Origin of the sequence: Ancylobacter oerskovii (genome assembly GCF_018390555.1) — a bacterium.
Classification (GTDB): Bacteria; Pseudomonadota; Alphaproteobacteria; order Rhizobiales; family Xanthobacteraceae; genus Ancylobacter; species Ancylobacter oerskovii.
The window spans coordinates 371,020-396,593 of record NZ_JAHBGB010000044.1 but is presented as its reverse complement, the minus strand read 5'-3'; the positions used below and the strand labels follow the sequence as shown (position 1 = coordinate 396,593).

Below are 25,574 nucleotides of genomic sequence, written 5' to 3'. Positions count from 1 at the left end.
CGACCGATCCTTGTGTTCGCGCCGCGCTTTCGCGCCCCCGTCACCGGCATTGATACAGGAAAATCATGGCGGCGCGATCGCGTCTCCCCGCAATTCAGCGGGCGAGGTGCCGGCTCCACTCGAAAAGATAGGCGAGCGCGGACAGGGCGGTAAGGCCGGCCACCAGCACCAGGCCCACCTGATAGGCATGGCCGATCGGGATGTCGAAGCCCCGCGCGCCCAGCATCAGCGCCGCGAAGCCGATCTGCGCCGCGGTGTTGAGCTTGGAGACGATCAGCGGCCGGATCGTCACCGGCTTCTCCATCGCGAAGGCGGCCGCCACCGCGCCGACGATCAGCACGTCGCGCACCACCACGGCGAGCGCCAGCCAGCCGGGCACCTGGCCCGCCAGCGCCAGCGCCACATAGATCGATACCAGCAGCGCCTTGTCCGCCACCGGGTCGAGATAGGCACCGAGCTCGCTCTGCATGTCGAAATGCCGGGCGATGAAGCCGTCCACGGCGTCGGAGATGCCGGCGGCGAGGAAGATCCAGAAGGCGAGCGCGATGCGGCCGTCGGCAATGGCCCACACCACCGCCGGCACGGCGAACAGACGCAGGACGGTGATGGTATTGGGAAGGTTCACGTCGGGCGGGGCTCCTCTCTGCCCGACATAGTGTCGGCCATCGGGCTTGCCAAGGCGAGCGGGAGCCCGGCCGTCCCACACGGCCCTCGTTGCGGCCATCGTTGCCCCTCCCCATGCGGCGCCCATGAGGACGCCGCGCCGGCGCCCCGCCCCCCGCCGGCCAGGCTTCGGAAGGCCCCCCGGGCCGGCCGACCCGAGGCGGGTGCCGCCTGCATGACGCCGCCTGCGTGACGCCGCCGCTCCGGCATGGCACAAGGCTCCTCCTGCCTTCTGCCGTGGTGCCCGCCATGCCCGCCGCCTCGTCCGATCCGTCGTCTCCCGCCCTGCGCGCCTCCGTCGTCACCTCCGCCATCGTCGCGGCGCTGGTCGGCTTCGGCGGCACGCTCGCCCTCATTGTCGCCGCCGCCCAGGCGGTGGGGTCGAGCCCGGATCAGATCTCCTCGGCGGTGATCGGCCTGTGCCTGTCGATGGCGGCGACCTCCGCCTTCCTCGGCTGGCGCTACCGCATGCCGATCATCACCGCCTGGTCGACGCCGGGCGCGGCGCTGATCGCCGGCTCGCACGGCCTCACGCCGCACACCGCGGTCGGCGCCTTCCTCCTCGTCGCCGGGCTCATCCTCGTCACCGCGGCGGTGAAGCCGCTCGGCGCGCTGGTGCAGCGGCTGCCGGTCGCCATCGCCGCCGCCATGCTGGCCGGCGTGCTGTTCCGCTTCTGCGCCGCCGTGTTCACCTCCGCCCAGGCCGACCCGCTGCTGGTGCTGCCGCTCATCGCGATGTTCCTCGTCGCCCGGCGCATCAGCCCCTTCGGCGCGGTGCTGGCGATCCTGGCGCTGGGCATCGCGCTGGCCTTCTTCCTCGGCCGCGTCGGGCCGCTGCCGGACGCCGTCCCGGCGCCGGTGCTGACGTTCATCTGGCCGGCATTCGATGCGCAGGCGCTGATCGGCGTCGGCGTGCCGCTCTACATCGTCACCATGGCCTCGCAGAACCTGCCCGGCCTCGCGGTGCTGCAGGCCGCCGGCTACCGGCCGCCCACCCCGCCGATCCTGGCCGTCACCGGGCTGTCCTCGCTGGTCACCGCCTTCTTCGGCTCGCTCACCTCCAACCTCGCCGCCATCACCGCCTCGATCTGCACCGGGCCGGACACCCATCCCGATCCGGGCAAGCGCTGGCTGGCCAGCCCGTTCTACGCGCTGTCCTATCTGGTGCTCGCCGCCGGCGGCGCCTCGCTGGTGGCGCTGATCGCCGCGCTGCCGGCCGGCCTCATCGCCGCCTTCGCCGGCCTCGCCTTGCTCGGGCCGCTGGTGAACGCGCTCGGCACCGCCATGGCCGACGGCACGCGCCGCTTTCCGGCGGTGCTGACGCTGGCGGTGACCGCTTCCGGCGTGTCGATGCTCGGCATCGGCTCGGCCTTCTGGGGGCTGGCCGCCGGCCTCGCCGCGCTCGGCATCGACCGCGCCGGGCGGCACTGAACCGCCCCCATACTTGCCCCCCGCCCGATTAGCGGCTAATCCGCGAGCTTTCGTGAGAGGGCGCAACATGAGCGGCAACGGCCAGGGTCTCAGCTATCGCGACGCGGGCGTCGACATCGATGCCGGCAACCGGCTCGTCGACCTCATCAAGCCGCTGGTGAAGGCCACCCGCCGCCCCGGCGCCGATGCCGATATCGGCGGCTTCGGCGGCGTGTTCGATCCCAGGGCCGCCGGCTTCAAGGATCCCCTGATCGTCGCCACCACCGACGGCGTCGGCACCAAGCTGAAGATCGCCATCGAAACCGGCCGCCACGACACCATCGGCGTCGACCTCGTCGCCATGTGCGTCAACGACCTGGTGGTGCAGGGCGCCGAGCCCTTGTTCTTCCTCGACTATTTCGCCACCGGCAAGCTCGCCCCCGAGGTCGGGGCGAAGATCGTCGCCGGCATCGCCAAGGGCTGCACCGAATCCGGCTGCGCGCTGATCGGCGGCGAGACCGCCGAAATGCCCGGCATGTATGCCGAGGGCGACTACGACCTCGCCGGCTTCTCGGTCGGCGCGGTGGAGCGCGGCGAGCTGCTGCCGCGCCCGGACATCGCGCCCGGCGACGTGCTGCTCGGCCTCGCCTCCTCCGGCGTGCATTCCAACGGCTATTCTCTGGTGCGCCGCATCGTCGAATTATCCGGCCTCTCCTGGGATGCCCCGGCGCCCTTCCACGCCGGCCAGTCGCTCGGCGAGGCGCTGCTCACCCCCACCCGGCTCTATGTGAAGCCGGCGCTGTCGGTGATCCGCGAGACCGGCAAGGTGAAGGCGCTCGCCCACATCACCGGCGGCGGGCTCACCGAGAACCTGCCGCGCGTGCTGCCCAAGGGCACCATCGGGCGCATCGACCTCGACGGCCTGCCGGTGCCGCCGGTGTTCCGCTGGCTGGCGCAGACCGGCGGCGTCGCAGCGGAGGAGATGCTGCGCGCCTTCAATTGCGGCATCGGCATGGTGGTGGTCTGCGCCTGCGAGCATGCCGAGACGGTGGCCGACGCCTTAGCCGACCAGGGCGAGGAGGTGATCCATCTCGGCGCCATCGAGCCCGGCGAGGGCGCGGCGCATGTCGTCTATGACGGCGCGCTCGATCTGGCCTGCCCGCTGTGAGCCTTGCCGCCGTGAGCCGCCCCCGCATCGCCGTGCTGATCTCCGGGCGCGGCTCCAACATGATGTCGCTGATCGAGGCGGCCGCCGCCCCCGGCTTTCCCGGCGAGATCGCCTGCGTGATCTCCAACCGGCCGGAGGCGCATGGCCTCGCCCGCGCGCAGGCGGCGGGCATCCCGGCCCGCGCCATCGATCACACCGCGTTCCGCGATCCTTCCGGCAAGCCCGACCGCGCCGCCTTCGACGCCGTCCTCGACGCCACGCTCGAAGCCGAGCAGATCGATCTCGTCTGCCTCGCCGGCTTCATGCGCCTGCTCACCCCCGGCTTCACCCGCAAATGGCAGGGGCGGATGATCAACATCCATCCGGCGCTGCTGCCGAGCTTCAAGGGCCTGCACACCCATGAGCGGGCGCTGGCCGAGGGGGTGAAGATCCACGGCTGCACCGTGCATTTCGTCACGCCGGAGATGGATGTCGGCCCGATCATCATGCAGGCCGCCGTGCCGGTGCTGGAGGGCGACACGCCGGAGGCGCTCGGCGCCCGCGTGCTGGCGCAGGAGCACGTCATCTACCCGGCGGCGCTGCGCCTCGTCTGCGAGGGCCGCGCCCGCATCGAGGACAATGTGGTGCGCGTCGACGAGTTCGAGTTGGCCGGTCACGCCCTCGTGGTGCCGCCGCCCGCCGGCTGACCGGCCTTCGGGCCTGACCGAAGGAGCCCCCTCATACTGAGGTGCCCGGCCATCGGCCGGGCCTCGAAGGAGGCTCGTCCGGGTGCGCTTTACCGGACACCCTTCAAGGCTCGCCGCGGCCGCATCTCAGGCTCCGACACGCAATAGGTCCGGCACGCAGTTCCCCCTCCCTTGTCGGGGAGAGGCCGCCCGCAAAGCGGGTCGGTGAGCGGGAAAGACCGTGGACTAAAAACGTCCCCTCAGAGAACGGGGGCCTTCGACACGCTGTCGGCAATTCTGGGTCAGACATTCGAGACGAGAGGCGCCCTTGACCTCAAGCAGGCCCCGACGCACGCAGCCCCTCCGCCGCCCGGCATCCCGGAAAAGCGCCCTTCACCCCACCCGGGCAACCCGCACCCGGTTGTCGTGCAGCGCCGCGCCGCCCACCGGCGCCACCGGATCGGCGCCGGTCAGCGTGTTGATGCCGCGCCCGCCGACATGTCGCCCGTTCGGCCAGATCGATTCCGCCACCACCACGCCGCGCCGCAGCCCGTCGAACGGCACCGCATGCAGCCGCACCGCGCCGCGGGCGCTGGCGACCTCCACCATGTCGTCCTCCGCCACGCCGAGCGCGGCGGCGTCTTCCGGGTGGATCAGCAGCGTCGGCCGCTTCTCGCGGGCGAGCGAGCCGGGCGTCTCGGTGAAGGTGGAGTTCAGGAAGCTGCGCGCCGGTGCCGTGACCAGCCGGAACGGATAGGCCTCCGTCGCCTCCTCGATCACCGCCCAATGGTCGGGAAAGGACGGCATGTCGGCCACCGGGCCGAACTTGCCGGGGGATTTGAACGGCACCTTCGCCCAGTCCGGCTTCAGCCGGAACTTGCCGTCCGGCCAGTTGAAGCCCTTGAGGAAATGCGCCGTCTCGAAATCCGGCTGCACGTCGAGGAAGTGCTTTTCCTCCAGCTCCTCGAAGCTGCCGCGCCCGGTGGCCTGCAGGGTCCAGTCGACGATCTCGCGGGCGGTCATGTCGAAGCCGCGATGCCGCGCCCCCAGCCGCTCGGCCAGCGCGCAGATCACCTCGTGGTTGGAGCGGCACTCACCCGGCGGCTCCACCAGCTTGGGGCCGAGGGTGACATACTGGTTGCCGCCGCCCTGGTAGACATCGTCATGCTCGGTGAACATGGTCGCCGGCAGCACGATGTCCGCCATCGCCGCCGTCTCGGTCATGAACTGCTCGTGCACGACGACGAACAGATCCTCGCGGGCGAAGCCGGCGCGTACCTTCTGCTGGTCGGGGGCGATGGTCACCGGGTTGGTGTTCTGGATGAGCAGGGCAGCGACCTTCGGCCCGCCGGCCAGCGCCTCCTCCTCGCCGCAGAGGATGGCCCCGATGCGCGACTGGTCGAGCTCGCGCGGCTTTCTGGCCTCACCGGACGAATTGGCCGCATTGTACGCCGCACCGGACAGCAGGTCGGTGCCCTCGATCAGGCTTTTGTTCCAGCCGAAGATCGCCGAATTGGAGTGGAAGGCGCCGCCGCCCTCATGCTGCCAGGCGCCGGTGACGGTGGGAATGCACGTCACCGCATGCATGTTCACCGCCCCGTTGCGGGAGCGGGTGAAGCCGTAGCCGGCGCGGATGAAGGTTCGGGGCGTCCGGCCGATCAAGCGAGCGAAATCAATGATTTCCTCGGCGGACAATCCGGTGATCGCGCTTGCCCATTCCGGCGTCCTGCCGGCGAGATGCGCCTCGAAATCCTCGGCATCGCGGGCATATCGGGCGAGATAGGCCCGGTCGGCGAAGCCTTCCGCGAACAGTACATGCATGATCGCGCAGGCGAGCGCCCCGTCGGTGCCGGGGCGGATCATCAAGGGGATATCCGCCTGCTCCATGGTCGGGGAGCGGTACACATCCACCACCGCGATCGGCGCGCCGCGTTCCTTGCGCGCCCTAACCGCATGAGTCATCACGTTAATCTGGGTCGAGACCGGATTGGTGCCCCAGATGATGTTGAGGTCGGCCCGCGCCATCTCGCGCGGATCCGGCCCCGACAACCTCCCCGCCCCGGCCATGAATCCCGACCAGGCCGGATTGACGCAGATGCTTGAAAAGAAACGCGAATATCCCTTGGCGTGCGTCAGCCGGTTGATGCCGTCGCGCATGACGAGGCCCATCGTGCCGGCATAATAATAGGGCCACACCGCCTCGGGGCCATGCGCCGCCTCGGCTTCGCGGAATTTTTCGGCAACGATATCAAGCGCTTCGTCCCAGGAAATCGGCTCGAAGGCGCCAGATCCCTTCGGCCCCGCGCGTCGCAGCGGCTGGGTCAGCCGGTCCGGGTGATGCGCCCGCTCGGCATAGCGCGCCACCTTGGCGCAGATCACCCCGGCGGTGAAGCTGTTTCCCCGCGAACCGCGCACACGGCCTATCCTGTTGCCGGATATCTCGATTTCCAGCGAGCAGGTCGAGGGGCAGTCGTGCGGGCAGGCCGAATGGCCGATGCGGGCGGAAGAGATCTCGGCGGCGGACGTATGCTGATTCATGAAAAAGCGCTCCGCCACCATCGTAGCGGAGCGCTCCTCTCATTGGAACGTCATCGATCGGCTAGTGCGAGCCGGAAACCGCGGCGTCGGAACGCCGCCCCTTCACGATCCAGCCGAAGGCCACCACGAAGGCCGCCCCGATCGCCGCCGCCAGATAATGCGGCAGGGCGGCGGGCTTCAGGCCGACCGGATCCTCGGGATCCGCAATGGTTTCAACCATTTGCGGCGCCATGCTCTGCATGGTTTCCAGCACCACCTTGTCGCTCACCAGCATCTCGCCGGCGATCCAGCCGAGCAGCGCCGCGCCGAACCAGATCAGGACCGGGAAGCGCGAGATCAGCTTCAGGATCAGCTGCGAACCGAAGATGATCAGCGGGATGGTGAGCAGCAGGCCGAAGATGAACAGCTCGGCATGGCCGCGCGCCGCCGCGGCGATCGCCACCACATTGTCAAGGCTCATCACCGCGTCCGCGATGGCGATGGTGCGCACCGCCTTCCACAGGCTGTCGGCGCTCTCGACATGATGGCCGTCGCCGCCTTCGTCGAGCACCAGCTTGATGGCGATCCAGAACAGCAGCAGCGCGCCCACCACCTTCAGCAGCGGCACGCCGAGCAGGTAGGAGACCGCAAGCGCAAAGACGATGCGCAGTCCGACCGCCGCTGCCGCGCCGAGCAGGATACCCCATTTGCGCTGTTTCTCCGGCAGCGACCGGCAGGCCAGCGCAATGACGACGGCATTGTCGCCGGACAGCAGCAGATCGATCCAGATGATCTGCAGCAGCGAGACCCAGAATATGGGACTAGAAAAATCCATCGCGTCCTCTCTTGTCGTATCCGTGAGCGGGACGATTTCACCTCTTCTGGCCGGCAGTCCTGGCATACGGAATTATTTGTGCCAGATTCCTCTGCCTGAACGGGAGGCGCCCGCAGCCTGTTCAGCTGCGGGCGCCGGCCGGAGGGAAATCGCAGCCCGTGTCAGTGCGTTACGTCGTGCCGCGCCGAGCCGGCAGCCACGCGGCGCGCCATGAACCAGCCGATGAGCAATACCAGCGCCGCCCCAAGAGCCGCCGCCGGGTATTCGAAGCTGTGCACGAAGGCCTCGCCCAGATATTCGGCGATCTTGATGTCGGACACGAACATTTCGCCGGCCACCCAGCCGAGCAGCGCCGCACCGGCCCAGACCAGCGCCGGGAAGCGCGACAGCAGCGACATGATCAGCGCCGCACCGGCCACGATCATCGGAATGGAGATCAGCAGGCCGATGGTGATCAGCACCCAGTTGCCGTCGGCGACCGCGGCGATGGCGACGACGTTGTCGAGGCTCATCACCAGATCGGCCACCGCGATGGTGCCGACCGCGCGCCACAGACTGTCATGCGCCTGCACGCCGCCCTCGCCGTCCTCGCCTTCCGGCACCACCAAGTCGACGGCAATATACATCAGCGCCAGCGAGCCGACGATGCGCAGCCAGGGCAGCCCGAGCAGCACCGCGATGATCGCCGTGAAGACGATACGCATGCCGACAGCCACGCCGGCACCGAGAATCATGCCCCAGCGGCGCATATTGTCCGGGAGCGACCGGCAGGCCATGGCGATGACGACGGCGTTGTCGCCCGACAGCAGCACGTTGATCCAGATGATCTTGACCAGCGCGAGCCAGAACAGCGGCTCAAAATAGTCCATGATGATTTCCCTCACCGCTCGTCCGCCCGCGGACGAGACACGATTATGGTTTTCCCTCGGCGTTGGCGCGCCGTGCTACGGTGAGGCAAGAGGAGGTGGCTCCGGCGGGCCCACTCCCGGGCGCTCTTGGCGCGCCATAACGGCATCCCCGCTGCGGGCCACTTCTCCTGTGGCCGGACCCCCGCAGCGCCCATTCGGGAAACATACATAATAATCCATGGAGGGGCCAACCCCATGGAGGCAAATTTCCTGACCTAAATGATGCTGCGCGCGCAACAAGACTTCGCGCCCGCAAAAGAAACGCCCCGCCCGGAGGACCGGACGGGGCGTGACGTTCGACGATAGAAGCAGCCGAGACGGCGTGCGCTCAGCCGACGATCTCGTTGCCAGCGAAGAACTGGGCGATCTCGATCGCCGCATTCTCCAGGCTGTCCGAGCCGTGAGCGGAATTCTCGCCGACGGAAAGCGCGAAGTCCTTGCGGATCGTGCCCTCGGCGGCATTGGCGGGATTGGTGGCGCCCATCACTTCGCGATACTTGGCGACGGCGTTCTCGCCCTCCAGCACCTGCACGACGATCGGCTCGGAGATCATGAACTCCACGAGCTCGCCGAAGAAGGGACGCTCCTTGTGGACGGCATAGAACGTTTCGGCCTGGGCCTTGGTCAGCTGGATGCGCTTCTGCGCGACGATGCGCAGGCCAGCTTTCTCGATGTAGCTGTTGACCGCGCCGGTCAGATTGCGGCGGGTCGCATCGGGCTTGATGATCGAAAAGGTGCGCTCGAGCGCCATGACGTTCTTTCCTCAGGAGTGGGGGAAGCGATTTCGCAGCGGCTTATAGCGATGGCCGGCTGTCGGGACAAGATGATGACGAAGCCACAGGGAACCCGAAATTTCCTTCGATCACGACTTGCTGATCGACCCTTGGAACTTTGTCGCGCATCCACACGTTAATGGCACGTTAACGCTGACAACGGGCCAAGAGACTGGTTTTCCCGAGCGGCGTTCGAGGTCGAAAGACGATGGCGCAGTGAATTGAGTAGATCGGATCGCATTCACCAAGATTAAATGCCGGCGGCATCGTCGTTCGCCGGAAGGCGGAGGCGTGCATCATGACGAAGGCATTTGTCGTTGGAGCGATCGCGGCCCTCATGGCGTTGACCGCCGTCTTCGTGGGCGGGGCCTCCGCCACCGGATATTTCAAGCGTCCGGCGGTCGTCAGCACGGTCGAGCTACCGCTCGATCCGGTCGCCGGTGACTGCGTCGTGCAGACGCGCTGGGTCAGCGATGCCGGTCAGATGCGACAGGTCGAGCGCGCCGTCTGCTATTGAAGGTTTTAAGGTTAGGCTCGCGGCATCCCACTCCCCCAAGCCCCACGCGAGCCCATAGCGCCCCGGCTTCTCCCCCAAGAAGCCGGGGCATTTTTTTGCGTCCCGCGCTCCCGCCGGAAATGAACGCCAGCCAACGGCATGTTCAGCTCCGGTTCCACCGGCTCGCTTTAAACGTGAAGGCTGCCGGTTGACATGATGGCCGGCAAAAGCGTGATCCGTTTCGCCGACCCCGGTTTCACGCGGTTTCGCCCCGGCTCGCCTTGCGAGCCGGGGCTTTACTTTGCGCGGCCGATCGACCGTACCCGGCTCAATCCTCCAGCAGCTTGGCGCGGAACAGCAGCCCCGCCAGCAGGCCTCCGATCGGCGGGATCACGATGAACAGCCAGAGCTGTTCGATCGCCTTGCCGCCGACGAAAAGCGCCGGGCCGATGCTGCGCGCAGGATTGACCGACACGCCGGTGACAGGAATGAACACGATGTGGATCAGCACCAGCGTCAGGCCGATCGCAAGGCCCGCGACCGGCGTTGCCCCGGCCTTGCTGGTGGCGCCGAGGATCACGACAAGGAAGACGAAGGTGCCGATCAGCTCGGCGAGGATGGCCGAGCTGAGTCCATATCCGCCGCCATATCCCTCGCCCCAGCCATTCTGACCGAGACCGGCCGTGGCGAGATCATGCCCGCCGATCTTCCCGGAGACGATCAGGTAGAGCAGCGCGGCACCGACGATGCCGCCCAGGACCTGGGAGATGATGTAGGCGATGAGATCGCCGGTCGGCAGACGCCCGGCGGCCCACACGCCCACGCTTACGGCGGGATTGATGTGACAGCCGGAGATCGGCCCGATGCCATAGGCCATCGTCGCCACCGACAGGCCGAAGGCAAAGGCCACCGCAAGGAACCAGACAGGAGAAACCGCGGCGAAACCGGTTACCGCAACGGAGCCGCAGCCGAAAAGCACAAGAACGGCGGTGCCGATGAATTCAGCAAGATACCTTTTCATGATCAGTGCCCCGGGTCGGAAGATGCGATGTACCCACCGACTCTTCCCAATTACCCCCCGGGACAAGCACATTCCTTGCGGCTCATCCCGTCAAGCTGAATAATCGTTGAGCACTTGCGAGTATTTATCAAACGGATTCGAACCAATGGTCGCGCATCGCTATTCCAGCCTGGCCCATTACAATGCGTGGGCCAACCATCGGGTCTATGAAGCTGCCGCACGTCTCTCTCCGGCCCAGTACATGCAGGATCGCGGCGCCTTCTTCGGATCCGTTCACGGGACACTGAATCACATGCTGGTGGCGGATCGCATCTGGATGCGACGCTTCACCGGCAATGGCGAGGCAGCTTGGAGTCTCGACACCATCCTGTTTCAGGAATTCGATGCACTGCGCCCGGCCCGCACCGCCGAGGACGCCCGCATCATCGACTTTGTCGCCGCGCTCGACGACGCGGCCCTGACCTCGACGATCAGCTACCGCAACAGTTCCGGCGCCGCATTCACGCAGCCGCTCGATGCGGCGCTCGACCACTTCTTCAATCACCAGACCCATCATCGCGGGCAGGTGCACGCCTTGCTGAGTGCGTTCCTCGGCAATGCCGATACGCCGTCGCTGGATCTGATCCGCTTTCAGCGCGAAAATGCAGTCGACGCCCCGTTCCGTGCATCGATGACCTGAGACGCTCTTGCTCCGGCTCGCGCGGCAAGGCAAAAGGCGCGGGTGATCACGCTCGACGACATATCGCTGCGCCTCGCCGGCCGCCTGCTGATCGACCACGCCTCCGTCGCCATACCGGAAGGGGCGCGGGTGGGGTTGGTCGGCCGCAACGGCACCGGCAAGACGACGCTGTTCCGCGCCATCACCGGCGAGCTGTCGCTGGAAGGCGGGCAGATCCGCATCCCCAATGGCGCGCGTATCGGGCAGGTGGCGCAGGAAGCGCCCGCCGGCCCGGAGAAGCTGATCGATGTGGTGCTTGCCGCCGACATCGAGCGGGCGCAACTCATCGCCGAAAGCGCCACGGCGACCGACCCCACCCGCATCGCCGAGATCGAGACCCGGCTCGTCGATATCGACGCGCATGCGGCCCCGGCTCGCGCCGCGCGGATCCTGGCGGGTCTCGGTTTCGACGACGCCGCGCAGCAACGCCCCTGCTCGGAGTTCTCCGGCGGCTGGCGGATGCGCGTCGCACTCGCCGCCATCCTGTTCGCGGAACCCGACCTGCTGCTGCTCGACGAGCCGACCAACTATCTCGACCTCGAGGGCACGCTCTGGCTGCAGGACTATCTGGCCCATTATCCGCGCACCGTATTGATCGTCAGCCATGATCGCGAGTTGCTGAACGAGTCGGTCGCCTTCATCCTGCATCTCGATCAGGGCAAGCTGCAGCTATGGCGGGGTGGCTACGATTCCTTCGAGCGGCAGCGCGCTGAAAAGCTGCTACTGAACCAGAAGTTGCGGGTCAAGCAGGAAGCCAAGCGCCGGCATATGGAGGCCTTCGTCGAGCGCTTCCGCGCGAAGGCGACCAAGGCACGGCAGGCGCAGTCACGCCTCAAGGCGCTGGCGCGAATGGAACCCATCGCCGAGGAGGCCGGAGAGACGGCCGCCGCCATCTCGATCCGCCATCCCGAGCGCATTCCCTCCCCGCCGATCCTGACGCTGGACGGCGTGTCGGCCGGCTATGAACCCGGCAAGCCGGTGCTGCGCAACCTGACGCTGCGCATCGACCATGACGACCGCATCGCCCTGCTCGGCCCCAACGGCAACGGCAAGTCCACCTTCGCCAAGCTGATTTCCGGGCGGCTCGACCCCATGTCCGGCCGCGTGGTGCAGGCGGCAGGCCTCGACATCGCCTATCTGGCGCAGCATCAGCTCGACGAGCTGGTCGCGGATGAGAGCGCCTATCACCATGTACGCCGGCTGATGCCGGAGGCGCCGGAAGCCAAGGTGCGTTCGCGCGCCGCGGAACTCGGCTTTTCCGGCCCGGCGGCGAACACCCCGGTCTCTTCGCTCTCCGGCGGCGAGAAGGCGCGTCTCCTGCTCGGCCTTGCCGCCTTCCATGGGCCGCATCTGCTGATTCTCGACGAGCCGACCAACCATCTCGACATCGCCGCCCGGCAAGCCTTGATCGAAGCGATCAACGACTATCCCGGCGCGGTGATCCTGGTCAGCCATGATCGCTCGCTGCTCGATGCCTGCGCCGAACGGCTTTGGCTGGTCGCCGACCGGACCGTGGTTCCCTATGAAGGCGATCTCGACGAATATCGCAAACTCGTGCTGCGCCGTTCGGATCGCAAGGACGAGCGACCGGCGGCCAAGCCCGATACCGCCCGCCAGATCGCGGCGCGCCGACGTGCCGAAGCGGCGCCGCTGCGCAAGAAACTGAAGGACGTCGAAGCCCGGATGACGCGATTGGAGCGGCAGATTCGCGAGCTCGACGAACAGCTTGCCGACGCCACTCTCTATGCCGGGAATCCGCAGAAGGCGGCCGATCTGGCACGGCAGCGCAGCGAACAGAGCGGCAAGCTCAGCGTGGAAGAAGAAAGCTGGATCGCGCTTTCTTCCGAAATCGACGCGCTGGAGACCGCCGGCGACTGAACCGGCGCGCGGGCGGCCTGCAGAAGGATGCCCGCTCTTTCTCCCGGACCGTTAGTTAACCAGCCGCATCGGAACTCCGGTCCCCGAGGACGCATCGACAGTCCCGCAGGCGCGGGCGGGCTTCAGGCCCTCGCTTGGGTATCGAGAGAGCCGAACGGAAGACTGTCGTCTTCGGGGATAGGGGAAACGGCTTCCCCAGGCGAAGGCACCGGCGCTTCACATCCAGATCAGCTGTCGACAGCTTCACAGCACGGCCGACACCGCAGGATAGTCACCCGCAAAAAAAGAAACCCCGGCACAAGGCCGGGGTTTCCAAGCACTCGATCCAGAAAGGATCAGAAGGTGCGACGCACCGACAGGATGACCTGCTGGTTGTCCGAGCTGTCGATCAGCGAACCGTAGTCGTTGTAGACCGGGTTGTCGTAGCTGGTCTGGGCGTAGGTGTACTGGGCGACGAAGAGGAGGTTCTTCACCGGGCTCCAGTTCAGGCTGCCGCCGAGGGTCCAGAGGCTGAAGTCGGAGTAGCCGAGATAGGTGTAGGCGGTGTCCGGAACGCTGTTCTGGCCGTAGTTGCCGTACAGCACGCCGAAGACCTGGGGCGTGAAGAAGTGGGTGAGTTCCGCCGCGATCGTCCAGGCATCGCCGGACTCGAGGGTGTTGTTCACCGGGTTGTAGTAGAGGTCCTGAGCCAGCTGGCCAGAAACGGTCGAGAAGCCACCGTTGATACCGGTGTAGCCGACCGCGCCGCTGCCGTAGGTGCCTTCGATGTACAGCGTGTCGCCTTCGCCGAGGGTCGGCAGGTTGAACTTCACGCCGCCGAGGACAGCCCAACCAACCGAGTCATTGGTGGAGATGCCGAAGGGGTCGTAGTAGCTGTCGTCGAGCTGGCGGATGGCGCCGGCGATCTGGAAGCCGCCCCACTCGCCTTCGTAGTTGATGTTGCCGATCAGCGCCGGGATGTCGGGCTGAGCGATCTCGCCGATGCTGTCGCCGTTCGAACGCGAAGAGTCGTCTTCGATCGAGATCGTGGCCGTGAAGCCGCCGCCGAAGTCGGCGGTGTAGGCAGCCGCGGTCACGTTGGTGTCGGCGGTCAGAGCGACCGAGTCGAAGCCCCACACGTTGTTGTCGGCGTAGTAGTCGAAGAACGACTGCACCTTACCGAAGGTGAAACCAGCGAACTGGATGTAGCCCTTGTCGAGGGTGATCGCGGTGGAGTCGCCGCCGTCACCGTAGACGTTGCCGAGGCCGTCGCCGTAGGTGGCGCGCAGGTCGATGAACGAACGCAGGGTGCCGTACTCGGTCTGCGTGCGGGCATCCAGACGGATCGTGCCGCGGGTACGGAAGTACGAGGACTGGAAGTCCGCGTTGTTCAGGTAGTCATAGTCCTGGTAGTAATAGTCGGCCTGCACGAAGCCGCCGACCTTCAGGCAGGTGTCGGTGCCGGGAATGTAGTAGAAGCCCGCGCCGTAGGTCGAGCAGATCTTCACATATTCCGCAGCCTTCGCCTTCACAGGCAGATCGGCCGCCGCAGCAGTCCCGACCATCGCAAGCCCGGCGACCGAGCCGAGCAGGATATTCTTCATGACCGTCTTCACTTCATTCTCCCCCAAATTGGATCAATGTTGGGTTTTCGATTGTCAGGACCCACCGCACGCGAAGCACGGCATCCGCGGATGATATTGTTTGAATCGGTTTCGGGGCGCAAAGCCAAAGTGCCGGAATTGGGCGACGAAAGGGCATTCCGCGGGCAGGTGTTGCGCCTCAGACACAATTTCAGGGAGGCAACGGAGTAGGAGCCCCTCGAAGGGACAAAATCGGAAAGCTTTTCTAAATCAAAGGGTAAGCTTAACCGATCATTAATGGCGCCATAACGCCATCCACAGGCTGCCAGCGGCCATGCCGGCAAGGCGCCGTAATCGGCGTCGAGCGATCCCGCCTTATTTGCGTGACCAGCGCCCCTGCGAATCCTGCTGCCAATAGGCGACCTCGTGCCCGGCGGCCCGCGCCGCCCGCCAGCTGTCCCGGGCGCGATAGATCCGCGCCGGATCGCCATCGTCGAACATGTGGATCACGCGCACATAAGCCGAGGCATCGTCGAGCACGGCGTCCTCGACGAGGAAGCGGACCTGCGCCCCGTTGGGATTGTCGTCGCGATCGGTCAGCAGCACCGGCTGGCGATGCGGATCGGGCTGCCGGTCGGTGCCGTGCGGCAGGAAGGACGCCTCGTCATAGGTCCACAAATGCTGATCCAGCGCGTCGACCCGCTCCGGCGAGGAGGCCTGCACCACGCAGCGCCACCCCCGCTCGAGGCATTTTTCGAGCAGTTGCGGCAGAGCCGCCTCGAGCGGGCGCTCCTTGAGGTGATAGAAGAAGACCTCCGTCACGACGCCCGCTCCACGGCCTCACTCTTCGTACTGGCGCGCCACCAGCTGGTCGAGCAGCCGCACCCCCCAGCCGGCAGCCCAGCTGCGATTGATCTCGCTCTGCGGCGACGACATGCCCGTGCCGGCGATGTCGAGATGTGCCCACGGCACCGTGCCGACGAAGCGCTGGAGGAACTGCGCGGCGGTGATCGACCCGCCGAAGCGCCCGCCGGTGTTCTTCATGTCGGCGAATTTCGAATCGATCAGCTTGTCGTATTCGGGCGAGAGCGGCATGCGCCACACCTTCTCTCCCGTCTCCTGGCCCGCCTCGTGGAGGCTGGCGGCAAGCGCGTCGTCATTGGAGAACAGGCCGGCATTCTCGGTGCCGAGCGCCACCATGATGGCACCGGTGAGCGTGGCGAGGTCCACCATGAAGCGCGGCTTGAAGCGCTCCTTCGCGTACCAGAGCACATCGCCGAGCACGAGCCGGCCCTCGGCATCGGTGTTGATGATCTCGATGGTCTGGCCGGACATCGAGGTGACGATGTCGCCCGGGCGCTGCGCCTTGCCGTCCGGCATGTTCTCCACCAGGCCGATGACGCCGACGGCATTCACCTTGGCCTTGCGACGCGCGAGCGCATGCATCAGCCCGACCACGCAGGCGGCGCCGGCCATGTCGCCCTTCATGTCCTCCATGCCGGCCGCCGGCTTGATGGAGATGCCGCCGGTGTCGAACACCACCCCCTTGCCGATGAAGGCGACCGGCGCGCTGTCGCTCTTGCCGCCGTTCCAGCGCATGACGACGACCTGGCTCTCCTCGTCTGAACCCTGCCCGACGCCGAGCAGCGCGCGCATGCCGAGCTTCTTGAGATCCTTCTCGCCCATCACCTCGACGTCGACTCCCACCTTGGCGAGGTCTCCGGCGCGACGGGCGAACTCGGTCGGCGTCAGCACGTTGGCGGGCTCGTTCACGAGGTCCCGGGCGATGGCCACGCCCTCGCCGATCCCCTCGCGCTTCTTCCAGGCCCGCTTGGCCGCGGCGTCGTCCTTTACATAGAGCGTGACGCGCAGCTTGCCGGCGGCGTCCTCCGACTTCTTCTTCGTCTTGTAGAGATCGAAGGAATAGGCACGCAGCCTCAAGCCCAGCGCCACTTCCGCGGCCGCCTGGGGGGTGACGTCCACGCCCGGAAGATCGATGAGGATGCCGACCTCGCCTGCGGATTCCGGCAGCCGCCCCATGATGGAGCCGCCGAGCTTCAGCCAATCGAGCGGCTGCAGGTCGGCCGCCTTGCCGGCCCCGACGACGAGAAGGCGCGGCACGGCAAGCCCGGCGGGGGCCAGCAGATCGAGGACCGCTCCGCTCTTGCCGTCGAAGCGATCGGCGGCGCCGGCGCGTTCGAGAAGATCGCCGGCGGGGGCCACCAGCGCCTCGGCCGCGGCGGACAGGCTCGCCCGCCCTCCCGCCGCGCCCGAAGCCGCCAGCAGCACGCTGGTGCCTTCGAGGTTTGCAGGAAACTTGGCAAAGCTGATCTTCACGCTGTCGGCCATAATCGGGCACCTTTGTACTGGCAGGTTCGAGCCGTCGGCCTGTTTAGACCATTCGCGGCGCGGCGACGAGTGGCGTGATCGACCGGAGTTAACAGCCCCGATGCGGCGGGATTTGCACCGGGCGACGAGCCCGCTTATTCATCGTGGCGATGAAGGCCGCATACGCGTTGCGCGGCGGTCGCGGGGGACGTTTCGGAACGCATGATGAGGAACGCCCGTTGATGACCCGCCTTGATCGCTATGTGTTCCGTTCGGCGGGTCTGGCGTTCGTCGGCACGCTGGCCGTGCTCGCCGGCATGATCTGGATCACCCAGGCGCTGCGCGAGCTCGACATCATGACGACCCAGGGCCAGACCATCCTGGCCTTCGTCTTCATCACCAGCCTCGCCTTGCCGGCACTGGTGCTCGCGCTGGCACCGGCCGCGCTGTTCCTTGCCGTGGCCCACACGCTTTTCCGCATGAACAGCGATTCGGAAATCGTCGTCGCCAGCGCCGCCGGCATCTCCACCGTCCGCTTCCTGCGCCCGCTGGTGATCCTCGCGGTCCTGGTCGCCGCGCTGTGCACCGCCCTTTCGATGGAGCTGGTGCCGGCGGCGCTGCGCCAGTTCCGATATGAGATCACGCGCGTGCGCGCGGACGTGGTGGCCTTCATCGCCCAGCCCGGACGCTTCACCACCTTGGCGCCCGGCATGGTGTTCAACGTGCGCGAGCGCAACACCACCGGCGTCCTGGGCGGCATCTTCATCAACGACGCCCGGAACCCGGAAGAGATCAGCACCTATCTCGCCGATCGCGGCCAGATCGTCGACACCGAGAAGGGCACCTTCCTCATCCTCGAGGACGGCGCTATCCACCGCCGCACGCCCGGCAAGCAGGACAGCAACGTCGTCGAGTTCCAGCGCTACGCCTTCGATCTGTCGCCCTTTACCGCCGGTAGCGACAACCCCGTCTATCGCGCGCCGGAGCGCAGCTTCCGCGAACTGCTCCACCCGGCGGCCGACGACCCGGCCTTCAAGACGGATCCGGGACGCTTCACCGAGGAAATCCACCGGCGATTGTCGCTGCCGCTCTATGTGCTCGCCTTCTTTGGCATCGCGGTCGCCGCGCTCGCCGAGCCGCGCACCACGCGGGAAGGACGCGGACTCGCCCTTGCGGCGACGGCGCCGTTCGTCATCACGCTGCAGGTGCTCAGCTTCGGCCTCATCCAGCAGGTACGCAACAATGCCGGCCTGGTGCCGTTCGTCTATCTCGTGCCGATTCTCGTCATCGCCGGTTCGGTGCTGTCGCTCAGCGGCCGCTTCAAGCCGCGGATGCCGGAGGCGATTCGCCGCCGGCTCGATACCCTCGCCCAGCGCGTCGTGCGCGAGACGGTGAACTGACCGCATGTGTGTCACTCGGACGATCGGAGCGATGCGGTGATCGGACGCACGCTCGGACTCTATTTTGCGCGCCGCTTCCTGAGCTCGGTGCTCGGCATCTTCTTCGGCTGCGTGTTCCTCATCATGCTCATCGACTTCCTCGAGATGTCGCGGCGCGTGGGCGAGAGGGACATCGACACGCTGACCCTGTTCCTCCTCACCATCTACCGGGCGCCGTTCTTCACCGAGCAGTTGCTGCCCTTCGCCGTGCTGTTCGGCGCCATCGGCACCTTCCTCACCCTGTCGCGGCGTCTGGAGCTGGTGGTGGCACGCGCCGCCGGGATTTCGGCGTGGCAGTTCATCTCGCCGGCAGCCATCTGCGCGATCGTGCTCGGGATCCTCTCGACCACGCTCTACAACCCGATCTCGGCGGAGTTCAAGGAGCGGGCGAATCGCATCGAAGCGGAGATCTTCAACCGCCAGACCGGCCTGTTCGCCTCGACCAACAGCGGCTTCTGGATTCGCCAGCAGAGCGTCGACGGGCAGGCCATCATCGAGGCCGCCGCCCAGACCGGAGGCGGACGCCAATTATCCGGCGTTAACGTCTTCTTGTTTGGTTCCGATGGAAAGCTGATCGAACGGATCGAGGCGCGCAACGCCGTCCTGGAAGCGGGGGCCTGGCGTCTCAACGAGGCGCGGGTGCTCACCCCCACGATAGGCATTCAGAACTACGAAACCTACATGGTCGCAACCAATCTCACCCCCGATCAGGTGCAGGAGACGCTGCAGAGCGAGACCGTCTCGTTCTGGGATCTGCCGCAGGCCATCGAGGCCGCGACGCGCGTCGGTTTCGGCGCCGAACGCTATCGGTTGCAATATCAAAGCCTGCTGGCACGGCCGGCTCTCCTGCTGGCGATGGTCCTCATCGCCGCCTCCGTCAGCCTGCGCGTCTTCCGTTTCGGCGGCATCGGCCAGACGATTCTCGGTGGCGTGGCCGCGGGCTTTCTGCTTTATGTAGCGACCAAGCTCGCCGAGGATCTCGGTGAGGTTGGGATCGTGCATCCCATTATCGCAGCGTGGTTTCCAGCAGTCGTTGGGGCATTGATGGGGGTTCTCATCCTGCTTCACCGGGAGGACGGATGAAGGTCGGCCGCGTACCAGCCGGCTACATTGGCGAGGTCACCCCGGTGTCCGACGGACATCGCAGGCGCCGCGCCGGTTGGCTGTTCTCAACGATCTTGTGCAGTGCGCTGGGCGTCCTCGTTCCGGCGGGCGGAGCCTTGGCCCAGCAGCCGGCCACGCCCAGCTCGGCCGCGGCGGGCGAGTTGCTCACCCAGCGCCAGACCGATCCCAACGCCAAGATGCTGGTGACGGCGGACGAGCTCGTCTACGACTACAACCGCAACGAGGTCATCGCCGACGGCAACGTCCAGATCTATTACGACGGCGCCGTGCTGGAAGCGAAGCGCGTCGTCTACGACCGCGCCAACAACCGCCTGAAGGCGGAGGGCGGCGTTCGGCTGAAGGACAAGGACGGCAAGATCATCGCCGCCGACAATCTCAACCTGTCGGAAAACTTCGCCGATGGCTTCGTCAACTCGCTGCGCATCGACACGCCGGACAACCTGCATTTCGCGGCGGCCCGCGCCGACCGCGAGGGCGGTGACACCACGGTTCTGACCAGCGGCGCCTACACGCCCTGCGAACCGTGCAAGACGGACACCACCAAGCCGCCGCTGTGGCAGATCAAGGCGGCGCGCATCATTCACAAGGAGAAGGAGCAGACCATCTATTTCCAGAACGCCAGCCTGGAATTCCTTGGCGTTCCGATAGCATGGGTGCCCTATATGGAAGCGCCGGACCCGACCGTTAAGCGCAAGTCCGGCTTCCTGATGCCGCAATTCATCAACTCGTCGGAGATCGGCTTCGGCGGGACCATCCCCTATTTCTGGAACATCGCGCCCAATATGGACGTGACGTTCTCGCCGCTGATCGTCTCCAAGCAGGGCGTCGTGCTCGATGCCGAGTTCCGTCATCGGCTCGAAACCGGCACCTACAGCGTGCGTGGCGCCTGGATCAACCAGCAGGACAAGGACGCCTTCCTCGACACGCCCGGCTATCGCGACGATCGCGGCTTCGTGGAAACGCATGGCCGCTTCAACATCAACCAGAACTGGTACTGGGGCTGGGATGGCTGGCTGACCTCGGACAAGACGTTCCTCGAGGACTACAAGTTCATCGAGGACAACGTGAAGGAGGTCACCTCCCAGATCTACCTCGTGGGTCAGGGCGACCGGTCCTATTTCGACATGAGGGCCATGTATTTCCAGGGCCTCACGGAATATGACGTCCAGGACCAGCAGCCGGTCGTCGGGGTGCTGGACTACAGCAAGACCCTCGGCCAGTCGGTGTTCGGCGGCGAGTTCAGCTACGACATCAACTTCACCACCCTCACCCGGGATGAAGCGGACCTGCGCGCCACCTCCGCCGCGTTTGCCATGCCGCAATACTCCCAGGGCGCAACCAATGCGTGCGACCTCTCCGCGATCAGCGCCGATCCGGCGCAGCAGCGGCAGGACTGCCTGATGCGCGGCATGGCCGGCACCTATACCCGCCTGTCGGGCGTGGCCAACTGGCGCCGCACCTTCATCGACGACGCCGGCCAGATATGGACGCCCTTCCTCAACGCCCAGGTGGACGTCGCCTCGGTGCAGGCCGAGGAGCAGGACTATCCCTGGCTCGCGAACAACGACCAGTCGCTCGTCCGCGCCATGCCCGCCGTCGGCTTCGAATACCGCTACCCCTTCATGTCGGTGGAGAAGTGGGGCACCCAGACCATCGAGCCGATCGCGCAGGTGGTGGTGCGGCCGAACGAGACCGATATCGGCAAGTTCCCGAACGAAGACGCCCAGAGCCTGATCTTCGACGACACCAATCTGTTCGAGATCAACAAATATTCGGGCTATGACCGGGTCGAAGGCGGCTCGCGCGTCAATTACGGCATTCAGTACAACGCCTTCATCAACGGCGTGGGTCAGGTGAACGCCCTCATCGGCCAGTCCTACCAGTTTGCCGGCCAGAACTCCTACGCCATCTACGACATGGCCAATACCGGCGCGCAATCGGGCCTCGATGACGACCTGTCCGACTATGTGGCGCGCCTCTATTACGCGCCGACGCAGAATTTTGCGCTGATCAACCGTTTCCGCTTCGACGAATCGGACTGGTCGGTCGAGCGGTATGAGGTCGAGGGCCGCGCCACCATCGACAAGCTGACGGTCGGTGCCATCTACGGCCTTTATGCCGCGCAGCCCCTGCTCGGCTATTACGAGCAGCGCGAAGGCGTCCTCGGCACCGGCACCTACAAGATCGACCAGAACTGGAGCCTGCAGGCCGCCGCCCGCTACAATTTCCAGGTCGACGAGATCGACTACACGCTGTTCGGCATCAGCTACATGGATGAGTGTTTCGGCATCACCCTGAGCTACAAGTCGGACTATACCGAGAGCGGCAACCGCGAGCGCGTCGACACCGTGCTGCTGACCCTCACCCTGCGCACGCTCGGAACGGTCGGCTTCTCCACCGGCGTCGGCGATTCCTCGTCCGAATGACAGCCTGGCTGACGGCGTCGCATTGACGCCACAACCAGCGCCCAAGAACAATCGTGAACGCGGCCCGGGCCGCAGGAGAGAAGGAGAAGGGGTCGCGTTATGCCTATGACGGGTTATCGCAAGCAGGCATGGCGTGGCCGTCCGACCCCTGCATTCTTCTCCCTTGGGAAGATGTGCCGCGCGGCTCTCCTGTGCGCCGGCATGGCGTTGCCCTTGCTTGTGGGCGCCGGTGCGGCGCAAGCCCAGCAGATCCTCGTCATGGTGCAGGGCGATCCCATCACCAGTTTCGACGTCAACCAGCGCATCAAGCTCGTCCAGCTCACAGAGCGCCGTTCGCTGAACAACAAGCAGGCGCTCGAGGAACTCATCGATGAGCGGTTGAAGATTTTCACCGCCAATCGCTACGGCATCTCCATCGATGACGCGGAAGTGAACAAGATGTTCGCCAATATGGCGAGCCGTTCGGGCCGCACATCCGATCAGCTGTCGCAGGCGCTGGCGCAGTCCGGCATCGATTCACGCATTCTCAAGCAGAAGATGCGGGCGGACTATGTCTGGAACAACTATGTGCGCGGCCGCTTCTCGTCGGCGACGACGGTGCGCGATTCCGACATCTTCGCCGCGCTGAGCGCCAAGGGGGCCGACGTCAACCAGGCCCAGCGCACCACCGAATACACCGTGCGCCAGATCGTCCTGGTGGTCTCCCGCACCGCACCGCCGGCACTGCGTTCGCAGCGCATGGCCGAGGCCAATGCGCTACGCAAGTCGTTTTCCGGCTGCGATGCCGGCGTGGCCGCCGCACGCCAGTTGCGCGAGACCGTGGTGCGCGATCCGGTGATCCGCACCAGCGCCGACATGTCCCAGGCGCTGCGCAAGATCATGGACGAGACGCCAGTCGGCCAGACGACGCCGCCGGAAGTGACGCAGGCCGGCATCGAAATGGTCGCGATCTGCAACCGCCGCGAGGTCGTCGGCGAGAGCGCCCAGAAGCGCGAGATGCGGAATGAATTGCAGAACAAGCAATTCGATTCCCAGTCGGCGCGCCTGCTGGCCGAGGCGCGCAAGAACGCCATGATCCAGTATCGCTGACGCGGCTTCGATGGACGCCCTCTCCACCCCGCTCGCTTTGTCGCTGGGCGAACCGGCGGGAATCGGGCCGGACATCGTCCTCACCGCCTGGCTGCAACGCGAAGAGCGGCACCTGCCGCCTTTCTTCGTCACCGGCGACCCTGCTTGTCTTATCGCGCGCGCGCGGCATCTCGGCCTTGCGGTGACCGTCGCGGAAGTCGCGCCGGAAACCGCCTCCGCCGCCTTTCCGGCAGCCCTGCCGGTCGTTCCGACGGGTCCGGCCGCCACCGCCGCTCCCGGCCGGCCGGACGCGTCGAGCGGACCCGCAGCCCAGGCGGCGATCGATGCCGCTGTCAGTCTGGTTCGCGAGGGACGGGCGCGCGCGGTGGTCACCAACCCGATCGCCAAATCCGTGCTTTATGCCAATGGTTTCCCGTTTCCGGGCCACACCGAATATCTGGCGCATCTGTGCGGAACACCCGCCCCGCGACCGGTGATGATGATCTGGTCACCCGAGCTCGCCGTGATCCCCGCCACCATTCACGTGCCCCTCGCCGAGGTTCCCCGCCTCCTCACCGTCGAACTGCTCGTCGAGACCGGGCGCATCGCCGCCGCCGACCTGACGCGGCGCTTCGGCCTTGCCGCTCCGCGCCTCGCGGTCTGCGGGCTCAATCCGCATGCGGGAGAGGACGGTACCATCGGCCGCGAGGACGAAGACGTCACCCGGCCGGCCGTCGAGGCGCTGCGCGCCCTCGGCATCGATGCGCGCGGCCCTCTGCCCGCCGATACGCTGTTCCACCCCGCCGCGCGCCGCACCTATGATGTCGTCATCGGCGCCTATCACGACCAGGTGCTGGCACCGATCAAGACGCTGGCCTTCGATACCGGCGTCAATGTCACGCTGGGGCTGCCCTTCGTGCGGACCTCCCCCGACCATGGCACCGCCTTCGACATTGCCGGCACCGGCCGCGCCAACCCGTCGAGCCTGATCGAAGCGCTGCATCTCGCCGATCGCCTCGCCGGCGCCGATGTCGTGGAAGCCGCGGCATGAGCGCCATTGACGGTCTGCCGCCGCTACGCGACGTCATCCGCACGCACGGGCTCTCGGCCCTGAAATCGCTCGGCCAGAACTTCCTGCTCGATCTCAACCTCACCTCTCGGGTCGCCCGCACCGCCGGTGCTCTGGAAGACATGACCGTGTTCGAGGTGGGCCCCGGCCCCGGCGGCTTGACGCGTGCACTGCTGGCTCTCGGCGCGAAGCGCGTCGTGGCGGTGGAGCGGGACAATCGCTGCATAGCGGCGCTGGGCGAGGTCGCCGCACATTATCCGGGCCGGCTGGAGATCATCGAGGGCGACGCCCTCGCCACCGATTTCGCGCCGCTGGCGGCGGGAGGGCGCGCCTGCATCGTCGCCAACCTGCCCTACAATATCGGTACGCCGTTGCTCGTCGGCTGGCTGTCGGCGGAACCCTGGCCGCCCTTCTATGAAAGCCTGACGCTGATGTTCCAGCGCGAGGTCGCCGAGCGCATCGTCGCCCAGCCGGGTACCGATCACTATGGCCGGCTTGCCGTGCTCACCGGCTGGCGGGCACAGGCCCGGATCGCCTTCGACGTCGCGCCCTCCGCCTTTGTGCCTCCGCCCAAGGTGACGTCCTCGGTGGTGCACATCGTGCCGCGGCCGGCTCCCCTGCCCTGCGACCGCCGGGCACTGGAGCGCGTCACCGAAGCCGCGTTCGGCCAGCGGCGCAAGATGCTGCGCCAGAGCCTGAAAAGCCTCGGCGTGGACGCGCTTGCCCTGCTGGAAGCCGCCGGCATCGAGCCGACCGAACGCGCAGAGCAGGTGCCGGTGGAGGGCTTCGTCGCGCTCGCCAACGCCTTCCTCGCGCAGCGCTCTGCTGCCGGCAAGGGTCAGTCGGTGAGCCCGGCGAGTTCCTGATCCAGCCGCTCGATGATCGGCGTCAGGCCGATCTGGCGCTCGCGGCGCAGCCGCTCGGCCGCGAGGATGCTGCGCAGGGAGGTGAAGGTCCTGTCGAGATCCTGATTCACCAGCACATAGTCATATTCGGTCCAGTGGGCGATTTCGGTGCGGGCATTCTTCAGCCGCTTCTCGATCACCCCGGAGGCATCTTCCGCACGGCGCTCCAGGCGCTGCTTCAGCTCGGTGGCGGAAGGCGGCAGGATGAACACGCCCACGATATCGGAACGCATCTTCTCATAGAGCTGCAAGGTGCCCTGATAGTCGATATCGAACAGAACGTCGCGGCCGGCAGTCAGCGCCGCCTCCACCGGCTCGCGCGGCGTGCCGTAGAAATTGCCATGGACCTCCGCCGATTCGAGCAGGTCGTCGGCTTCCCGCAGCCGCTCGAAGCGCTCGCGCGACACAAAATGATAGTGGACGCCCTCCACCTCGCTCGGCCGGCGCTCGCGCGTCGTGACCGACACCGAGAGATGGATCTCCGGGTGCTTCTCGAGCAGCAGCCGCGCCAAGGTCGATTTGCCGGCCCCGGACGGAGAGGACAGCACCAGCATCAGCCCGCGACGGGCAATGGAAATTTCGGTTCGGGCCGGGATCATG

Annotated in this window: 22 protein-coding genes; 12 read left to right on the top strand and 10 right to left on the bottom strand. The window is 66.5% G+C overall.

Annotated elements, in window-relative coordinates; genetic code table 11:
- Window positions 1-94: 94 nt before the first annotated feature.
- Complete coding sequence (locus KHC19_RS22870; protein WP_213355767.1) at window positions 95-625, bottom strand: CDP-alcohol phosphatidyltransferase family protein; 531 nt, start codon at window positions 623-625, stop codon at window positions 95-97.
- Between the two features lie 323 nt (window positions 626-948).
- Here KHC19_RS22870 and KHC19_RS22865 point away from each other — a divergent pair, with 323 nt between their 5' ends.
- The 3 genes from KHC19_RS22865 (at window position 949) to purN (ending at window position 3,927) form a co-directional block, all read left to right on the top strand.
- A complete protein-coding gene (locus tag KHC19_RS22865) occupies window positions 949-2,094 on the top strand; it encodes a benzoate/H(+) symporter BenE family transporter (protein ID WP_213356382.1) in 1,146 nt (381 codons plus the stop codon).
- 67 nt (window positions 2,095-2,161) lie between these two features.
- Window positions 2,162-3,241: a phosphoribosylformylglycinamidine cyclo-ligase gene (gene purM, locus KHC19_RS22860; protein ID WP_213355765.1), complete on the top strand. Its 1,080-nt coding sequence runs from the start codon at window positions 2,162-2,164 to the stop codon at window positions 3,239-3,241.
- A gap of 11 nt (window positions 3,242-3,252) precedes the next feature.
- Window positions 3,253-3,927, top strand: a complete 675-nt coding sequence (gene purN, locus KHC19_RS22855; protein WP_213355763.1) for a phosphoribosylglycinamide formyltransferase — start codon at window positions 3,253-3,255, stop codon at window positions 3,925-3,927.
- Window positions 3,928-4,299: 372 nt separating this feature from the next.
- On the opposite strand, the gene KHC19_RS22850 is transcribed toward purN, so the two are convergent.
- From KHC19_RS22850 to ndk, 4 genes are all read right to left on the bottom strand, one after another.
- Window positions 4,300-6,444: a molybdopterin-containing oxidoreductase family protein gene (locus KHC19_RS22850; RefSeq protein WP_213355762.1), complete on the bottom strand. Its 2,145-nt coding sequence runs from the start codon at window positions 6,442-6,444 to the stop codon at window positions 4,300-4,302.
- A 61-nt stretch (window positions 6,445-6,505) separates the two neighbouring features.
- Window positions 6,506-7,258, bottom strand: a complete 753-nt coding sequence (locus KHC19_RS22845) for a TerC family protein (protein ID WP_213355761.1) — start codon at window positions 7,256-7,258, stop codon at window positions 6,506-6,508.
- A gap of 161 nt (window positions 7,259-7,419) precedes the next feature.
- Window positions 7,420-8,127 carry a TerC family protein gene (locus KHC19_RS22840; protein ID WP_213355760.1) on the bottom strand — a complete coding sequence of 236 codons (708 nt, stop codon included), beginning with the start codon at window positions 8,125-8,127 and terminating at the stop codon, window positions 7,420-7,422.
- Window positions 8,128-8,494: 367 nt separating this feature from the next.
- Window positions 8,495-8,917, bottom strand: coding sequence for a nucleoside-diphosphate kinase (gene ndk, locus KHC19_RS22835; protein ID WP_213355759.1), 423 nt, complete (start codon window positions 8,915-8,917; stop codon window positions 8,495-8,497).
- 320 nt (window positions 8,918-9,237) lie between these two features.
- Between ndk and KHC19_RS22830 the strand changes: the two genes are divergently transcribed.
- Window positions 9,238-9,456 (top strand): hypothetical protein, encoded by a 219-nt coding sequence (locus tag KHC19_RS22830; protein WP_213355758.1) that lies wholly within the window; start codon window positions 9,238-9,240, stop codon window positions 9,454-9,456.
- A 307-nt stretch (window positions 9,457-9,763) separates the two neighbouring features.
- On the opposite strand, the gene aqpZ is transcribed toward KHC19_RS22830, so the two are convergent.
- Window positions 9,764-10,456, bottom strand: a complete 693-nt coding sequence (aqpZ, locus tag KHC19_RS22825; RefSeq protein WP_213356380.1) for an aquaporin Z — start codon at window positions 10,454-10,456, stop codon at window positions 9,764-9,766.
- A gap of 145 nt (window positions 10,457-10,601) precedes the next feature.
- Between aqpZ and KHC19_RS22820 the strand changes: the two genes are divergently transcribed.
- Together KHC19_RS22820 and KHC19_RS22815 are read left to right on the top strand one after the other, a co-directional pair.
- Window positions 10,602-11,135 (top strand): DinB family protein, encoded by a 534-nt coding sequence (locus tag KHC19_RS22820; protein ID WP_213355757.1) that lies wholly within the window; start codon window positions 10,602-10,604, stop codon window positions 11,133-11,135.
- A gap of 42 nt (window positions 11,136-11,177) precedes the next feature.
- A complete protein-coding gene (locus KHC19_RS22815) occupies window positions 11,178-13,052 on the top strand; it encodes an ABC-F family ATP-binding cassette domain-containing protein (RefSeq protein ID WP_213355756.1) in 1,875 nt (624 codons plus the stop codon).
- A 335-nt stretch (window positions 13,053-13,387) separates the two neighbouring features.
- On the opposite strand, the gene KHC19_RS22810 is transcribed toward KHC19_RS22815, so the two are convergent.
- From KHC19_RS22810 to KHC19_RS22800, 3 genes are all read right to left on the bottom strand, one after another.
- A complete protein-coding gene (locus KHC19_RS22810) occupies window positions 13,388-14,647 on the bottom strand; it encodes a porin (RefSeq protein WP_213355755.1) in 1,260 nt (419 codons plus the stop codon).
- Between the two features lie 342 nt (window positions 14,648-14,989).
- The gene (locus KHC19_RS22805) at window positions 14,990-15,436 is read right to left on the bottom strand and encodes a DNA polymerase III subunit chi (RefSeq protein WP_213355754.1); all 447 of its coding nucleotides are present in this window, start codon (window positions 15,434-15,436) and stop codon (window positions 14,990-14,992) included.
- An 18-nt stretch (window positions 15,437-15,454) separates the two neighbouring features.
- The gene (locus KHC19_RS22800; protein WP_213355753.1) at window positions 15,455-16,963 is read right to left on the bottom strand and encodes a leucyl aminopeptidase; all 1,509 of its coding nucleotides are present in this window, start codon (window positions 16,961-16,963) and stop codon (window positions 15,455-15,457) included.
- A gap of 221 nt (window positions 16,964-17,184) precedes the next feature.
- On the opposite strand from KHC19_RS22800, the gene lptF reads away from it, so the two are divergent.
- The 6 genes from lptF to rsmA all read left to right on the top strand — a co-directional run bounded on the left by lptF (window position 17,185) and on the right by rsmA (window position 24,935).
- Window positions 17,185-18,342: an LPS export ABC transporter permease LptF gene (lptF, locus tag KHC19_RS22795; protein WP_213355752.1), complete on the top strand. Its 1,158-nt coding sequence runs from the start codon at window positions 17,185-17,187 to the stop codon at window positions 18,340-18,342.
- Window positions 18,343-18,378: 36 nt separating this feature from the next.
- Window positions 18,379-19,464 (top strand): LPS export ABC transporter permease LptG, encoded by a 1,086-nt coding sequence (gene lptG / locus KHC19_RS22790; protein WP_213355751.1) that lies wholly within the window; start codon window positions 18,379-18,381, stop codon window positions 19,462-19,464.
- Window positions 19,465-19,601: 137 nt separating this feature from the next.
- Window positions 19,602-21,932 (top strand): LPS-assembly protein LptD, encoded by a 2,331-nt coding sequence (locus KHC19_RS22785; protein ID WP_246549369.1) that lies wholly within the window; start codon window positions 19,602-19,604, stop codon window positions 21,930-21,932.
- A gap of 201 nt (window positions 21,933-22,133) precedes the next feature.
- The gene (locus KHC19_RS22780) at window positions 22,134-23,021 is read left to right on the top strand and encodes a SurA N-terminal domain-containing protein (protein WP_246549367.1); all 888 of its coding nucleotides are present in this window, start codon (window positions 22,134-22,136) and stop codon (window positions 23,019-23,021) included.
- Window positions 23,022-23,031: 10 nt separating this feature from the next.
- Complete coding sequence (gene pdxA, locus KHC19_RS22775; RefSeq protein WP_213355746.1) at window positions 23,032-24,051, top strand: 4-hydroxythreonine-4-phosphate dehydrogenase PdxA; 1,020 nt, start codon at window positions 23,032-23,034, stop codon at window positions 24,049-24,051.
- A complete protein-coding gene (rsmA, locus tag KHC19_RS22770) occupies window positions 24,048-24,935 on the top strand; it encodes a 16S rRNA (adenine(1518)-N(6)/adenine(1519)-N(6))-dimethyltransferase RsmA (protein WP_213355745.1) in 888 nt (295 codons plus the stop codon). Before pdxA ends, rsmA begins: the two co-directional genes overlap by 4 nt.
- Here the strand turns inward: rsmA and gmk are convergent.
- Window positions 24,908-25,573, bottom strand: coding sequence for a guanylate kinase (gmk, locus tag KHC19_RS22765; protein WP_213355744.1), 666 nt, complete (start codon window positions 25,571-25,573; stop codon window positions 24,908-24,910). The genes rsmA and gmk overlap by 28 nt on opposite strands.
- Window position 25,574: the final 1 nt, after the last annotated feature.

Bases quoted from the DNA above. Each gene is read 5' to 3' on its own strand.
- purM (WP_213355765.1), top strand. From the start codon at position 2,162: ATGAGCGGCAACGGCCAGGGTCTCAGCTATCGCGACGCGGGCGTCGAC.
- KHC19_RS22850 (WP_213355762.1), bottom strand. From the start codon at position 6,444: ATGAATCAGCATACGTCCGCCGCCGAGATCTCTTCCGCCCGCATCGGC.
- KHC19_RS22845 (WP_213355761.1), bottom strand. From the start codon at position 7,258: ATGGATTTTTCTAGTCCCATATTCTGGGTCTCGCTGCTGCAGATCATC.
- KHC19_RS22840 (WP_213355760.1), bottom strand. From the start codon at position 8,127: ATGGACTATTTTGAGCCGCTGTTCTGGCTCGCGCTGGTCAAGATCATC.
- ndk (WP_213355759.1), bottom strand. From the start codon at position 8,917: ATGGCGCTCGAGCGCACCTTTTCGATCATCAAGCCCGATGCGACCCGC.
- KHC19_RS22830 (WP_213355758.1), top strand. From the start codon at position 9,238: ATGACGAAGGCATTTGTCGTTGGAGCGATCGCGGCCCTCATGGCGTTG.
- aqpZ (WP_213356380.1), bottom strand. From the start codon at position 10,456: ATGAAAAGGTATCTTGCTGAATTCATCGGCACCGCCGTTCTTGTGCTT.
- KHC19_RS22820 (WP_213355757.1), top strand. From the start codon at position 10,602: ATGGTCGCGCATCGCTATTCCAGCCTGGCCCATTACAATGCGTGGGCC.
- KHC19_RS22800 (WP_213355753.1), bottom strand. From the start codon at position 16,963: ATGGCCGACAGCGTGAAGATCAGCTTTGCCAAGTTTCCTGCAAACCTC.
- lptF (WP_213355752.1), top strand. From the start codon at position 17,185: ATGACCCGCCTTGATCGCTATGTGTTCCGTTCGGCGGGTCTGGCGTTC.
- KHC19_RS22780 (WP_246549367.1), top strand. From the start codon at position 22,134: ATGGCGTTGCCCTTGCTTGTGGGCGCCGGTGCGGCGCAAGCCCAGCAG.
- pdxA (WP_213355746.1), top strand. From the start codon at position 23,032: ATGGACGCCCTCTCCACCCCGCTCGCTTTGTCGCTGGGCGAACCGGCG.
- rsmA (WP_213355745.1), top strand. From the start codon at position 24,048: ATGAGCGCCATTGACGGTCTGCCGCCGCTACGCGACGTCATCCGCACG.
- gmk (WP_213355744.1), bottom strand. From the start codon at position 25,573: ATGATCCCGGCCCGAACCGAAATTTCCATTGCCCGTCGCGGGCTGATG.